At 70.3% G+C, this 13,578-nt stretch carries 10 protein-coding genes, 1 pseudogene and 1 riboswitch; of the genes and pseudogenes, 6 read left to right on the top strand and 5 right to left on the bottom strand.

Features of this window, described 5'->3' with window-relative positions:
• Window positions 1–392: 392 nt before the first annotated feature.
• Window positions 393–1,607, bottom strand: coding sequence for a fumarylacetoacetase (fahA, locus tag KUF83_RS03540; RefSeq protein WP_217453044.1), 1,215 nt, complete (start codon window positions 1,605–1,607; stop codon window positions 393–395).
• Window positions 1,608–1,942: 335 nt separating this feature from the next.
• Between fahA and KUF83_RS03535 the strand changes: the two are divergent.
• A pseudogene (locus KUF83_RS03535) lies at window positions 1,943–2,740 on the top strand (HAD family hydrolase); the annotation flags it as partial.
• Window positions 2,741–2,889: 149 nt separating this feature from the next.
• On the opposite strand, the gene KUF83_RS03530 reads toward KUF83_RS03535, so the two are convergent.
• Entirely contained in the window at window positions 2,890–3,621 is a 732-nt protein-coding gene (locus KUF83_RS03530) for a LysM peptidoglycan-binding domain-containing protein (protein ID WP_217453042.1), read from the bottom strand.
• A gap of 4 nt (window positions 3,622–3,625) precedes the next feature.
• Window positions 3,626–3,788, bottom strand: a riboswitch (cyclic di-AMP (ydaO/yuaA leader).
• A gap of 2,080 nt (window positions 3,789–5,868) precedes the next feature.
• Here KUF83_RS03530 and KUF83_RS03525 point away from each other — a divergent pair.
• From KUF83_RS03525 to KUF83_RS03510, 4 genes are all read left to right on the top strand, one after another.
• On the top strand, window positions 5,869–6,879 hold the full coding sequence (locus tag KUF83_RS03525) for a polyprenyl synthetase family protein (protein WP_217453041.1): 1,011 nt from the start codon (window positions 5,869–5,871) through the stop codon (window positions 6,877–6,879).
• 300 nt (window positions 6,880–7,179) lie between these two features.
• The gene (locus tag KUF83_RS03520; protein ID WP_217453040.1) at window positions 7,180–8,442 is read left to right on the top strand and encodes a sigma-E factor regulatory protein RseB domain-containing protein; all 1,263 of its coding nucleotides are present in this window, start codon (window positions 7,180–7,182) and stop codon (window positions 8,440–8,442) included.
• 162 nt (window positions 8,443–8,604) lie between these two features.
• Window positions 8,605–9,594, top strand: coding sequence for an ABC transporter ATP-binding protein (locus tag KUF83_RS03515; protein ID WP_217453067.1), 990 nt, complete (start codon window positions 8,605–8,607; stop codon window positions 9,592–9,594).
• Window positions 9,581–10,501 (top strand): ABC transporter permease, encoded by a 921-nt coding sequence (locus KUF83_RS03510; protein WP_217453039.1) that lies wholly within the window; start codon window positions 9,581–9,583, stop codon window positions 10,499–10,501. The genes KUF83_RS03515 and KUF83_RS03510 overlap by 14 nt, the downstream gene beginning before the upstream one ends.
• A gap of 40 nt (window positions 10,502–10,541) precedes the next feature.
• On the opposite strand, the gene KUF83_RS03505 is transcribed toward KUF83_RS03510, so the two are convergent.
• From KUF83_RS03505 to KUF83_RS03495, 3 genes are all read right to left on the bottom strand, one after another.
• The gene (locus KUF83_RS03505; protein WP_217453038.1) at window positions 10,542–11,123 is read right to left on the bottom strand and encodes a flavodoxin family protein; all 582 of its coding nucleotides are present in this window, start codon (window positions 11,121–11,123) and stop codon (window positions 10,542–10,544) included.
• 112 nt (window positions 11,124–11,235) lie between these two features.
• Window positions 11,236–12,177 carry a M28 family metallopeptidase gene (locus tag KUF83_RS03500; RefSeq protein WP_217453037.1) on the bottom strand — a complete coding sequence of 314 codons (942 nt, stop codon included), beginning with the start codon at window positions 12,175–12,177 and terminating at the stop codon, window positions 11,236–11,238.
• Between the two features lie 290 nt (window positions 12,178–12,467).
• Window positions 12,468–12,962, bottom strand: coding sequence for a VOC family protein (locus KUF83_RS03495; protein ID WP_217453036.1), 495 nt, complete (start codon window positions 12,960–12,962; stop codon window positions 12,468–12,470).
• Window positions 12,963–12,999: 37 nt separating this feature from the next.
• On the opposite strand from KUF83_RS03495, the gene KUF83_RS03490 reads away from it, so the two are divergent.
• A partial coding sequence (locus KUF83_RS03490; RefSeq protein ID WP_254643318.1) for an ABATE domain-containing protein occupies window positions 13,000–13,578 on the top strand: 579 nt, incomplete at its 3' end.

Below are 13,578 nucleotides of genomic sequence, written 5' to 3'. Positions count from 1 at the left end.
CGACGCCGCCACGTCCTGCCGGAACGGCGGCCTCCACCGCCCCGCTCCGGCCGGACGGCCGCCTCTGCCGGGCTGCCCCCGTTGGAACGGCGGCCTCCACCGGGCTGTCTCTGCCGAGTTGTCTCCGCTGGAACGGCCGCTTTCCCCGGGGTGCCCCTGCTGGAATGGCCGCCTCTGCCGGGCTGCCCCGGCCGGAACGGTCGCCTCTGCCGAGCAGTCCCCGCTGGAACGGCCGCTTTCACCTTGCTGGCGCCGCCGGACCGATCGACCGTCCGCGCGGTCACGCACGCGCGGACGGTCGCCCGCCTTCCCGCGGACGTGTGGCCGCTCACCCCTGGTTGGCCGCGGTGCCTCCCCGAGCGGGCAGCCCGCCCGCCCCCGGGGGCGCGTGCTCAGGCGCCCGGGGCGATCCGGCCCGTCACTTCGCCGAGTCCCACCCGCGTCCCGTCCGGGCCGGGGGCCCAGGCCGTCAGGGTCACGACGTCGCCGTCCTCCAGGAACGTCCGCTTGCCGTCCGGGAGGTCGAGGGTGTCGCGGCCGTTCCAGGTCAGCTCCAGGAGCGAGCCCCGCTCGCTCTCCGTGGGCCCGCTCACCGTGCCCGACCCGTAGAGGTCGCCCGTGCGCAGCGAGGCCCCGTTCACGGTCATGTGGGCGAGCTGCTGGGCGGCCGTCCAGTACATCGTGGAGAACGGCGGCTCGGACACCACATGGCCGTTGACGGCGACGGAGATGCGCAGGTCGTAGCCGCCCGGGTCCTCCGAGGCGTCGTCCAGATAAGGGAGGAGGGGGTGTGTGCGGGCCGGGGGCGCGACCCGGGCGTCGTCCAGTGCGTCGAGCGGTGTGATCCAGGCTGACACCGAGGTGGCGAAGGACTTGCCGAGGAAGGGGCCGAGGGGGACGTACTCCCAGGCCTGGAGGTCGCGCGCGGACCAGTCGTTGAGGAGGCAGAGACCGAAGACGTGTTCGCGGAAGTCGCTCAGCGGCACCGGTGTGCCCATCGCGGAGGGGGCGCCGACGACGAATCCGACCTCCGCCTCGATGTCCAGCCGGACGGACGGGCCGAAGACCGGCGCCGGGTCCGCCGGGGCCTTGCGCTGGCCGGCGGGGCGTACGACGTCCGTCCCGGAGACCACGACGGTGCCCGACCGGCCGTGGTAACCGATGGGCAGGTGCTTCCAGTTGGGGGTGAGGGAGTCCTCGGCGTCGGGACGGAAGATCTGGCCGACGTTCCGGGCGTGGTTCTCGGAGGCGTAGAAGTCGACGTAGTCGGCGACCTCGAAGGGGAGGTGGAGGGTCACCTCGGAGAGCGGGTGGAGCAGGGGCGCGACAGCCTCGCGGTGGGCGGGCACCGTCACCCACGCGGTGAGCGCGCGCCGCACGTCCGACCACGCGGTGCGGCCGGCCGCGAGCAGAGGGTTCAGCGAGGGGCGGGCGAGCAGGGAGGCGTACGGGGAGCCGAGTTCCACCGCCGCGGCCCCCGCGTCGAGGACGTGGTCGCCCAGCCGGACGCCCACGCTGCGCTGTTCGGAGCCGCTCAGGGAGAAGACGCCGTACGGAAGATTGTGCGGGCCGAAGGGATCGCCCTCGGTGACATCGAAGGGGGGCATCGGGTGCTGCCTCGCTTTCCGGGTGGGTGGGGCACACGTTACGGGGAGGCACCGTTCGTGTGCAGTGCCCAATGAGTTCGCGATGTCCGATTGAGGACGAATCGAACCTGGCGGAAGGAGAGGGCAGGGGCGCGTGGGAGTGGACGGGAGCGCATGGGGGTGGGCAGTCGCGGACGGGAGTGCGCCGGGGCCTGTGGGGCGGTTGATATGTCACGGGATCAGCCCGAACTACCGGGTCCAGATGGGACATACGGTGACGCGTGAGGCGGTCGAGGTGCCGAACGACGTCCGGTTCCCGTCGAGTCGTTGGGGCCTCCGATCCGTATTCTCTGATCATGGCCGCACCGATTGCATATTCACTTATCGCCACTGACCTGGACGGGACGCTGCTGCGCGGCGACGACACCCTCTCGGACCGGTCACGCGCCGCGCTGGCGATGGCGGTCGGGAGAGGCGCCCGTCACCTCGTGGTGACGGGACGCCCCGCTCCGCGCGTACGGCCGCTGCTGGACGAACTGGGCAGCCAGGGGCTCGCGGTGTGCGGGCAGGGTGCGCAGCTGTACGACGCCGGGGCCGACCGCATGGTGTGGTCCGTCACGCTCGAACGCGAGCTGGCCGAGGTGGCTCTCGGCAAGATCGAGGCGGAGATCGGCGAGGTGTACGCGGCCGTCGACCAGGACGGGGTCGACGGCCTCACTCTCATCGAGCCGGGCTACGAGATGCCGCATCCGACGCTCCCGGCGGTGCGGGTGCTGCACCGCGACGACCTCTGGAAGGCGCCCATCAGCAAGGTGCTGCTGCGCCATCCTCTTCTCTCCGACGACGAGTTGGCGTCCGCGGCCCGCGGAGCGGTCGGCTCCCTCGCCACCGTGACGATGTCGGGTCCCGGCACCGTCGAACTCCAGCCATGCGGCATCACCAAGGCGACGGGTCTCGCGCTGGCCGCCAGGCACCTCGGCCTGACGTCGGCCGAGACCATCGCCTTCGGGGACATGCCCAACGACATCCCCATGTTCGACTGGGCCGCGCACGGAGTCGCGATGGAGAACGCGCATCCCGAACTGAAGGCCGTCGCCGACGAGATCACGCTCTCGAACGAGGACGACGGCATCGCGGTCGTCCTGGAGCGGCTGTGCTCCCCTGACCGCGCCGCCGACCACGACCGTGCCGACGCCGACCGCGCCGACAGCCGGGCGGGCCGGCGTATCGGTCGGCAGGCGGGACAGCGGACGGGTCAGCAGGTCGGCCGGGGAGCAGGCCAGGGGGTGGCCACGGGAGCCGGTCAGTAGGCTCCGAAGACGTTGTCGATCGAGCCGTACCTGTCGGCGGCGTAGTTGCACGCCGCCGTGATGTTGGCGACCGGGTCGAAGGGGTCCAGCGACGTCCCGGGCACGTGGTACGCGGTGAAGGTCGGGTCGATGACCTGGAGGAGCCCCTTCGACGGCGTACCGGCGGCCGCGTTGGAGTCCCAGTTGTTCAGGGCCTGCGGGTTCCCGGACGACTCGCGGATGATGTTGCGGTGGATGCCGTCGTAGGTGCCGGGGATGCCCTGCTGGGCCATGACGTCCAGCGACTCCCTGATCCAGCCGTCGAGGTTGTCCGCGTACGTCTTCGCCGAGGCGGGGGTGACGGCGGAAGCGGTGGTCGCCTTGGCCGTCTTGGCGGACGTCTGGGCGTTCTTGGTGCCCACGGTCAGCTTGAGGCCCGGGCGGATGAGTGCCGGGTCGTTGCCGATGACCGCACGGTTGGCCTTGTAGAGCTTCTTCCAGTCGCCCTTGGTGTGCGCCTTCGCGATCTTCGACAGGGTGTCGCCCGAGACCACCTTGTAGGTGATCAGTGAGACCTGCGGGACCGCGGCCGGAGCGGACTGTGCCGCCTGGGCCGGCTGGGCGGCGTGGGCGCCGGTCGCCCCCACGAGGGGAAGTGCGAGCGCGGCGCCGCCCGTCCCCGCGGCGACGATGCCACGGGTGAGGGGGCTCGTTCTGGGGCGGCGGTGCTTACCTCGTGCGGCCATGCCGAATTCCTCTCCGACGCCTGCGAGGTGAGCTGTCGGGTTCGGGCGGGAGATGCCCGGCCGCGTGCTGTACGCGACTAAACCCCTAGTCGATCCGATATCCGGACCGACGGCTTACCTGGGTCCCCCGCTCCTGCCGTACGCGAGTGAATGGGTGGGTGGGATTTCCGGGCGGCGGCAGGATTAGGCGATCCGTCCGGAGTGACGTGAACGTATGCGAGAGCACATGCCGTGAACAAGCCCCGAATTCGCACAGCAGCGGTTATGACCGGCCTTGTCGGGCGAATATCCCTTGATCCATTCGGAAGGCAAAGTTCAACTTGCTTTCCGTGAAGGGAAATCGACCGACCGGGCGAAATGATCACTTTGGGCGAGCGTGACTCAATTCACTTGCGCACATGGGGAATTAGGGAAATCGCTCGGCAATACGGGCAACTCGGTCGTCTTCGGGAGGTTCCAGCGACTTGCGGGTCGTATCGAACGCCGTATGTCCAGAAGAAAGGTGATACACCGGACTGGGTGAGGGTCGGACGAGGGCGTCGGGCTCACGAGTGCCGGACAGGGCCAGGACGGGGCCGGGCGGTGTCGGTTGGGCGCTGTCGAGCGCTGATGGGTGCTGGTGGGTGGATGTGGGCGCCAGTGGTCACCGGTGGGGCCGGTGAGGTCGGCGAGGCCGGTGATCGCCTCCCGTCGGTGCGCGGGGGAGTGCTGTGGAGGTGTGGGATCGCCGCATTTCCGCTGTGCGGAACGCCGGACCGGTCGCCGCGCCATTCCCGGCGCTCTCCCACGGAGACGGTCGATCTTTCCTTCGTCGAGATGCGTCACAATTTCCTCGGTCAACCACGATTCGTTCGCTCCGCCGCGCAAAACCGTGTCGGCACAGGAGCGATTTCCCGCCATCGCTCAACTCCCGTGTCACCCGCGGCTCTTGCCCCACGCGGTCGGTTTCGTCCCGTCTGTTCGGGGTTCTGAAGGATGAATGCGGGAGCCCGCGAAGTCATCCCCCTGTTCGCGGAATCCCCTTCCCTGGACGCCTTGGAACACCATCTTGCCGCCGCCTTTCACTGACCGGTCCTCGCCGTGGGTTCTGAAGTCCGCCTCACCACCGGTGATTTCGGAGTGCGACTCGACACCCGCCTCCGACGGCAGGACCGGTCGGCGGAGGGCGTTCGGGATGGGTTTCGTCCGACGTGGCAGAGGAGTTGACGCCCGGTGGAGAAGGCGGCGAGTCGGATGCGACGGCCGGAGGAAAGGTGTGGCGGGTGGCGTTCGGTTCCGTGCGTCACGTTCTCCGGAGAACCATCACGTTCTCCGGTGAACCCAATTTCCGGGAGCCGTCGGATCGCGACCGTGACGAGTTGTCAGGCTCCGGGCGCGTCCGGTCAGCAGGGCGGGAGGGGGAGGTATTCGGGAAGCGCGGGTGCGAGTGCGGGTTCGGGCTCGGGTTCGGGTTCGGCACTGAGGGGATGCCACGCGCGCGTGGAGCTTGGTTCCGTCCGTGAGGGGAACGCGGACATCGTCGTGAGTCGTTTCGTAGGCCGAGAGTGAGTCGTGGGCCGAGCATGAGTCGTCCCGTAGGGGCTCGTAGGACTCGTAGGACTCGTAAGGGAAGGGCGTACGGATGCCCGTGGGTGTCACCTCAGTGGACCGGGTGCGTCGTGCGACGCGGCCGGGGTACGGCGGTGATCACGAGCGGAGCCGCCGGAGCTCTCGTGGAGGCCCGCGGGCCCGTCGCCACCCGGAGCGAACCTCGAAGCGAACCCCGGAGCGAACCCCGGAGCGAACCCCGGAGCGAACCTCGGAACGATCAGAGGGCTCGCGTGCCGCCCGGTCTCCGGCGGCAGGGCGGCATCCGCCCGCCCGCCCCCTCGCCTGCCCGTCCCAGGGCCCTGGACCGGAGACGGGAGCGGGACCGTTCTCGGTCGCACTGTCGGACAAGATTCATCACGTCCCGAAAAGACTCCCTTTTTCAGGACGTACCAGTCGTATCAGCCGTATCACCAGATCAGGAACATACCCCTCGTGCTCCGATACGGCCCGGCCTGGCCGACGGGGCAAAAGGGACCAGGTGGAGCGTGTCAGGCAGGGTGGTGGCGGGTGACGGGCGGGCGCTCATCGTGATCGAAAGACGACCGGATACGCTGACTTGAGTGCCAGCAGCGACACATCGACAAACACCCACAGCACCCAGCACACCCAGAGCATCCAGAGACCGCCGTTGAGAGCGTCAGCAGACAGGAGACCCTCGTGACCGTCGTCGGGCCGTTCGGGCTGAGCGTGCGGGACCAGGCTCTCGAAGCCGATGTCCAGGCCGGACTGGTGGCTGTCGAGGAGGGCCTGCTCGAGGCCACCAAGAGCGAGGTCCCGTTCATCACGGAAGCCGCGCAGCACCTCGTGCGTGCGGGCGGCAAGCGGTTCCGGCCGCTGCTCGTGATGCTCGCCGCCCAGTTCGGCGACCCGTACGCGCCGGGCATCGTGCCCTCGGCGGTCGTCGTCGAGCTGACCCACCTCGCCACGCTGTACCACGACGACGTGATGGACGAGGCGGACGTGCGCCGCGGAGTGCCCAGCGCCAACAGCCGCTGGGACAACTCGGTCGCCGTCCTCACCGGGGACTTCCTCTTCGCGCGTGCCTCGCACATCCTGGCCGACCTGGGTCCCGAGGCCGTACGCATCCAGGCGGAGGCCTTCGAGAGGCTGGTCACCGGCCAGATCCTGGAGACGGCCGGACCGCGTGACGGGCGCGACCCGGTCGACCACTACATGGACGTGCTCAGCGGCAAGACCGGCTCGCTGATCGCCGTGGCGGGACGGTTCGGCGCGATGATGTCGGGCGCCGACGAGACGGTCGTCGACGTGCTGACGCAGTACGGCGAGCGGCTCGGCGTCGCCTTCCAGCTCGCCGACGACGTCCTGGACATCGCGAGCGACTCGCGGGAGTCCGGCAAGACGCCGGGCACGGATCTGCGCGAGGGCATCCCGACGATGCCCGTACTGCTGCTGCGTGAGCGCGTGGAGCGGCTCGGGCTCGCCGAGGACATCGCCCTGTCCGAGCTGCTCGCCTCGGACCTGACGGACGACGCACGGCATGCGGAGGCGCTGGCCAGGCTGCGCGTCCACCCCGCGCTGGACCAGGCCCGCCGCGACACCGTGCGGTACGCGGAGGAGGCCCGCGCCACGCTGGCGCCGCTCCCGGAGTGCTACGCGAAGGCGGCTCTGGTGGAGCTGTGCGACGCGGTGGTGCACCGGGCGGGCTGACCCGCGCGGTCTCTCTTCCTCAGTGGCCTGAAGGCCCCATCGGGTGGGCGGATTGGCGAGTTGCGGCGAGTTACTTGGACGGTGTCTCCCCCACACGACCCCTACGGGTCGGGGGAGGCGCCGTCCACCCATGTCATACCGCAGGTGTAGGCGGAGTTGGCTCCGAGGTCTGACGCTTTCCTCCGGCCGATTTGGTCAGATTGGAAACACCACTTCACAGGAGTTCGGGTGACAATGGCGGCCAGGGGTGGACGAGTGCGTGGACGGTAAGCCGCCGCCGACGACGGAGGTAGGGCACACATGGCACCGTACGAATCCGACGACAGCATGACCGGGGACGAGGCCGACGACATGCGCGTCGGCCGGCGCAAAGCCGCGCGGTACGTCGTTCCCGTTGCGGTGGTGGGGGTGGCGGCGGCGACCATCGGGCTGGTCCCGGCGTTCGCGGGCTCCGGAGACCCCGACCTGCCGGATGTCAGCGCCCAGCAGCTCATCGAGAAGATCGCCGCGTCGGACGTGCAGCGGCTGTCCGGCACGGTGAAGATCAGTACGGACCTGGGCCTGCCGAGCCTCGGCGGCCTGGAGAGCAGCCTCGGCGGCGGGATGGGCGGGCGCGACGGCTCGGGTTCGTCCGCGGACCCGTCGTCCAAGCTGCTGGAACTGGCGTCCGGTACGCACACGCTGCGGGTCGCGGCCGACGGCGAGGACAAGCAGAAGCTGTCCCTGCTCGACAAGGCCGCCGAGTACAGCGTGATCCGCAACGGCGACGAGGTGTGGGCGTACGACAGCGCGTCGAACGAGGCCTACCACATGCAGGACGGCTCGTCCGGTTCCGCCGACAAGGGGACGAAGGACAGGCCGGAGGATGTGCCGGCCACGCCCAAGGCCCTGGCCGACGAGGCGCTGAAGGCGGTCGACAGCACGACGTCCGTGACCGTCGACGGCACGGCGCAGGTCGCCGGCCGTGACGCCTACAAGCTGCTGATCAAGCCGAAGCAGTCCGGTTCGACGGTCGGCGCGATCTCCATCGCCGTCGACGCGAAGACCGGCCTGCCGCTGAAGTTCACGCTCACGCCGGCGAGCGGCGGCGCGGCCGTGGTCGACGCGGGCTTCACCGAGGTCGACTTCGCCAAGCCGGCGGCCTCCACCTTCGACTTCAGCCCGCCGAAGGGCACCAAGGTCACCGAGGGCGACGAGCCGAAGTCCGAGGGCCCGGCACACAAGGACGGCAACGCCCACAAGGGCGACAAGGGTGACAAGGAGCGCCCCGGGCGCGGCGAGGACCTGGGCAAGGAGTTCCAGGGCCTTGACGTCATCGGTGAGGGCTGGGGCTCCATCGCCCAGTTCGACACGGGTGGCGAGGGCATCCCGTCGGGGGGCTCCGGCGGCGGTGACGCGGGCCGGTTCCTGGACTCGCTGGGCGACCACGTGAGCGGCAAGTTCGGCTCGGGCACGGTCTTCTCGACCCGCCTGGTGAACGCGCTGATCACGGATGACGGCAAGGTCTACGCGGGCGCGGTCACCAAGGACGCACTGGTGAAGGCGGCCAACGCGGCGAAGTAGGCCCGCCGGCCCGCTCACGGCGGGTCTCTCCGAGGGCAAGGCGAATCGAGGGAGTCGATGGCGGAACTGTCCACCGCGGACGGGGGCACGGCAGGCGCGGGCGGCACGGCGGAGGCGGACGCGAAAGCGACCGCGACCTCGGGCGCCGTGCCACCCGCGGCCATGGACGGCACGGCGGCCACGGACGGCACGGCGGCCACGGACGATTCCGTGGCCGCGGGTGACACCGTGATCGCCACCCGCGCGCTGACCAAGCGCTTCCGCGGCGGGCAGCTCGCCGTCGACGGCCTCGACCTGGCCGTCCCGGCAGGCAGCGTCTTCGGCTTCCTCGGGCCGAACGGCTCGGGGAAGACGACCACCATCAGAATGCTGATGGGCCTGATCGAGCCCACTGCAGGGACGGCGCGCGTCCTGGGCAGGCCCATGCCGCGCGCCGCGCGGGCCGTGCTGCCGCACGTGGGCGCGCTCATCGAAGGACCGGCTCTCTACGGCTTCCTCTCCGGCCGGGACAACCTCCTGCGGTACGACGCCGCCGACCCGGTCGCCGACCCGCGCACCCGGCGTGCCCGCGTGTCGACCGCGCTCGACCGTGTCGGGCTCACGGCCGCCGCGGGCAAGAAGGCGAAGGCCTACTCGCTGGGAATGAAGCAGCGGCTCGGACTGGCGGCCGCCCTGCTGCAACCTCGGCGGCTGCTCGTGCTGGACGAGCCGACCAACGGTCTCGACCCGCAGGGAATGCGCGAAATCCGCGCACTGGTCCGCGAACTGGCCTCGGACGGCACGACCGTGTTCCTCTCCTCGCACCTGCTCGACGAGATCGAGCAGGTCTGCACACACGCCGCGGTGATGGCACAGGGTCGGCTGATCACGCAGGGTCCGGTCGCCGAGCTCGCGGCGGGCGCGCGCGGCCGGCTCGTCGTGACCACACCCGACCCCGGCGACGCGGCCCGGGTGCTGAAGGAGCAGGGCGTGAGCGATGTCGTCGTCACCGAGGACCGGGTGACCGCCGATCCGCCGGACCTCGACCTCGCCGAGGTGAACGCGGCACTGGTGACGGCGGGTGTCCGCGTTCGCGGTTTCGGGGTCGAGCGGGCCTCGCTGGAGGACGCGTTCGTGGCACTCACGGGGGAGGGATTCGATGTCGCGGGCTGAGGCCGCCGAGCCGTCGGCAGCCGGCCCAGCCCCGGCCCCGGCGACGGCCGTCGCCGGACGGGCGCCGAGTCCCCTGTGGACCCTCGGCCTGCTGCGCAACGAGCTGAGCACCACACTCCGGCGCTGGCGGACGATCGCGCTGCTCGCGGTGCTCGCCGCCGTGCCGGTACTGGTCGGCATCGCGATCAAGGTCGAGACGAGCGACGGGTCGTCCGCCGGAGGAGGCGGCGGCGAAGGGCCGGCGTTCATCGCGCAGATCACCAACAACGGACTGTTCCTGGTGTTCACCGCGCTGGCCGCCACACTGCCGTTCTTCCTGCCGATGGCGGTCGGCGTCGTCGCGGGTGACGCGATAGCGGGCGAGGCCGGCGGCGGGACGCTGCGCTATCTCCTGGTCGCCCCGGCGGGACGTACGCGCCTGCTGATCACCAAGTACGCGACCACCCTGGCCTTCTGCGTCATCGCGACACTCGTCGTGGCGACCTCGGCGCTCATCGTGGGCGCACTCCTGTTCCCGCTCGGTGAACTGACGACGATCTCCGGTACCCGCATCAGTTTCGGTGAAGGGCTGGGCCGGGCGCTGCTGATCGCGCTGACCGTCGCCGCGTCACTCATAGGTGTCGCGGCGCTGGGCCTGTTCGTCTCGACCATGACGAACAGCGGGATCGCCGCGATGGCGACGACCGTCGGCCTGCTCATCACCGTGCAGATCCTCGACCAGATACCCCAGCTCCACGCGATACAGCCGTACTTCTTCTCGCACTACTGGCTGTCGTTCGCCGACCTCATGCGTGATCCCGTCTACTGGGACGACCTGATCCGCAACCTGGAGGTCCAGGTGCTCTACGCGGCGGTGTTCGGCGCGGCGGCCTGGGCTCGGTTCACGGCCAAGGACATCACCGCGTAGGGCGCGGGCCCGCCCGGCTCGGGTTTCCCCTCGGCTCAGCTCAGCTTTCGTAGGGGAAGCGGGCGAGCGGGGGCTCCTGGGCGAAGAACGTCTTGGCACGGGTCAGCGCGGCGGAGTCGGTGAGTACGTCGCCGGGCTTGCTGCCGTTGCCGAGGAGGACCCCGCCGAAGCGCATCCCCATGTACGCGGCCGAGTGGTTGAGCGTGCCGACGAGAGGATCGGCGACCTCTTCCTCCTCGTGCGCGAGAGCGGTGACGCCCCACAGCGTGCGCCCGCCCATCGTCTTCTTGAAGTCGAGACCGGGGGTGCGCAGCCACCCCGACCAGTGGTCGAGGTAGCGCTTGGTGTGCGCGGACAGGGAGTACCAGTACAGCGGCGAGGCGATGACGATGTCCGTCGCCGCGAGTGTCGCGTCGAGGAGCAGCGCCGTGTTGTCGCCGGACGGGCGGACGTGGTCACTGTCGTGGCGCAGGTCCTCGAAGTCGGGCAGCGGATGCTCGGCCAGGGCGAGCCACCGCTGTGTGACATCGGCGGGCAGCTGTTCGGCGGCTCTGCGGGCCAGCAGTTCCGTGTTGCCGCTGTCGCGGCTGCTGCCCAGCAGGAAGAGGAAGTGGCGGTTCATGAGAGCTCCGGCATCGAGGGCGTACGACGACTACACGCGTATGCAGTATATGCACACGCATGCAGTCGTCGGCCACCCCGGAGTGGGAGCGGTGGGAGCGGGACGGGCCGGTCTACTCCGACAGCTCCCACACCGCGTACGCGAGCGCGTCACTGTTCCGGTTCAGGGCGGTGTCGTTGATGTTCGCCGTCGTGTCGCACGACGAGTGGTAGCAGCGGTCGAACGACTGGCCGGCCGTGCCGCCCCACTTGGCGGCCTGCGCCGCGGACTTGGTGTTGCTGGCGCCGGTGAAGAGGCCGCCGACGGGGATGCCCGCACTCTTGAAGGGGGCGTGGTCCGAGCGGCCGTCGCCCTCGGTCTCGATCTCGGTCGCGACGCCGAGACCGGCGTAGAAGTCCTTGAAGGTCTTCTCGATGGCCGGGTCGTCGTCGTAGACGAAGTAGCCGGGGTTCGGCGACCCGATCATGTCGAAGTTCAGATAGCCGCTGATCTTCGCGCGGTTCGTGCTGGAGAGGTTGTTGACGTAGTAGCGCGAGCCGACCAGGCCGAGCTCCTCCGCTCCCCACCAGGCGAACCGCAGGTGCTTGGTGGGCTGGTACTGGGCCCGGGACACCGCGAGCGCGGCCTCCAGGACGGCTGCCGAACCCGAGCCGTTGTCGTTGATGCCGGCCCCCGACGAGACGCTGTCGAGGTGGGAGCCCGCCATGACGACCTGGTTGGCGTTGCCGCCGGGCCAGTCGGCGATCAGGTTGTACCCCACGCGGCCGGAGGCGGTGAACTGCTGGATGGTGGTGGTGAAGCCGGCCGCGTCCAGCTTGGCCTTCACGTAGTCGAGGGACGCCTTGTAGCCGGCGCGGCCGTGGGCGCGGTTGCCGCCGTTGGCGGTGGCTATGGACTGCAGTTGGGTGAGGTGGGCCTTGACGTTGGCCACGGGTATGTCCGGTGCGGCGGCCGCGCGCGTGGGCGCGGCGTCGGCTATCGCGCTCGTGGTGAGCAGCGCGGCAACCGCCAGGGCCGCGACACCCGTGGCACGTCCGGGAACAGAGAGCTTCATGTGGGGGGCTCCGAATTCCTTGGATTCCTTGGATTCCTTGCGGAAATGGGTGCCTGATGGTGAAGCCGGGGTTGACGTTCCGTCAAGAGCGCAATCCGGTCAGAGGTGTTCGTATAGCGGATGCCTCACGTTCACCTGCGACGGTGGCCCTCGGGGCCCAGGCCCCAGGCCCCAAGCGCCGAGCCTCAAGCCCAAGCGCCGAGCCCCAACTCCCGTGCCCCATGCCCAAGTCCCGAGCGCCGCGCCCCAGGATCTCAGGCCGCGGGCCCCGTGGTCCGGGCCGCCGCGGCTCAGTGGAGGCAGAACTCGTTGCCCTCCGGGTCCGCCATCACCACCCACCGGCCGGAGGGCTCGTTCACCTCCTGCAGGACCGTCGCCCCGAGCCCGGTCAGTCGCGCGACCTCCGTCTCCAACTGCCCGCCCCCGCTGTGCAGGTCGATGTGCAGCCGGTTCTTCACCGTCTTCGGCTCCGGGACGCGCTGGAAGAGCAGCCGCCGCCCGAGCCCCGTCCCGCTCTCCTTCTCGTACGGATCCTGCGGGTGCCGTACGCCGGCCGCGTCCCGCCAGGCGTGGCGGCCGTGGGACTCGACGACGATCTCGGGAGGTACGGCACCCAGGCCCAGCAGGCGCTCGATCAGCGGGCTGTGGTCCTCGACCAGATAGCCGAGGGCGGCGGCCCAGAAGTCGGCCTGGGCGTGCGGGTCCGCGGTGTCGACGACGACTTTCCAGTGCAGCGGCGCGACCGTGGGCGTCGGTACGGGCTGAGGTGCGGAGGCCTGAGTCATGGTAACCACTTATAGTGGTTACGTGAGTGAGCCTGCAATGAAGTCGCCCGGACTGACTCTCGTGTCGCGCGAGGGGAAGCCGTACCGCTTCGACGCCGGGTCGCTGTGCACGGAGCTGCTGACGACGGGCGGGCCAGGGGAGTTCGCGCGTCACGAGGCGTTGCACGAGCCCGCGGACCTGCTGGACTGGGTGGAGCGCAGCCGCCTGCCCGACGGCCTCGAAATGACGGTCACCCAGGGGGAGTTGGCGGAAACACGTGCCCTGCGCGACGCGCTCTTCCAGCTCGTCGCCGACCGTGCCCACGGGCGGCCCGCGAGAGGCCGGGAGCTGGACGCCGTCAACGCCGCCGCCGCCGGGCCGCCGCTCGCCGCCCGTATCGAGGCGGACGGTTCGCGCGGGTGGGCGCCGGGTGCCACCGTCGCGCGGCTGCTGGCCACGGTCGCCCGTGACGCGGTCGAGCTCCTCACCGGGCCGTACGCGGAGCGCATCCGCGAGTGCGGGTCCCACAACTGCCGTCTGCTGTTCGTCGACACCTCACGGCCCGGGCGTCGGCGCTGGTGCGCGATGGAGCACTGCGGCACCCTCCACAAGGTGCGGGCGCACCGGGCGCGCCGG

Origin of the sequence: Streptomyces sp. BV286 (assembly GCF_019090165.1) — a bacterium.
In the GTDB taxonomy this organism is placed as follows: Bacteria; Actinomycetota; Actinomycetes; order Streptomycetales; family Streptomycetaceae; genus Streptomyces.
The sequence above is the reverse complement of the archived record's forward strand: the minus strand, read 5'-3'. Positions and strand labels throughout refer to the sequence as shown.

What these genes read in the sequence shown, in the direction of transcription:
- fahA (WP_217453044.1), bottom strand. Translation starts at nt 1,607, where the DNA reads ATGCCCCCCTTCGATGTCACCGAGGGCGATCCCTTCGGCCCGCACAAT.
- KUF83_RS03530 (WP_217453042.1), bottom strand. Translation starts at nt 3,621, where the DNA reads ATGGCCGCACGAGGTAAGCACCGCCGCCCCAGAACGAGCCCCCTCACC.
- KUF83_RS03520 (WP_217453040.1), top strand. Translation starts at nt 7,180, where the DNA reads ATGGCACCGTACGAATCCGACGACAGCATGACCGGGGACGAGGCCGAC.
- KUF83_RS03515 (WP_217453067.1), top strand. Translation starts at nt 8,605, where the DNA reads ATGGACGGCACGGCGGCCACGGACGGCACGGCGGCCACGGACGATTCC.
- KUF83_RS03510 (WP_217453039.1), top strand. Translation starts at nt 9,581, where the DNA reads ATGTCGCGGGCTGAGGCCGCCGAGCCGTCGGCAGCCGGCCCAGCCCCG.
- KUF83_RS03505 (WP_217453038.1), bottom strand. Translation starts at nt 11,123, where the DNA reads ATGAACCGCCACTTCCTCTTCCTGCTGGGCAGCAGCCGCGACAGCGGC.
- KUF83_RS03500 (WP_217453037.1), bottom strand. Translation starts at nt 12,177, where the DNA reads ATGAAGCTCTCTGTTCCCGGACGTGCCACGGGTGTCGCGGCCCTGGCG.
- KUF83_RS03495 (WP_217453036.1), bottom strand. Translation starts at nt 12,962, where the DNA reads ATGACTCAGGCCTCCGCACCTCAGCCCGTACCGACGCCCACGGTCGCG.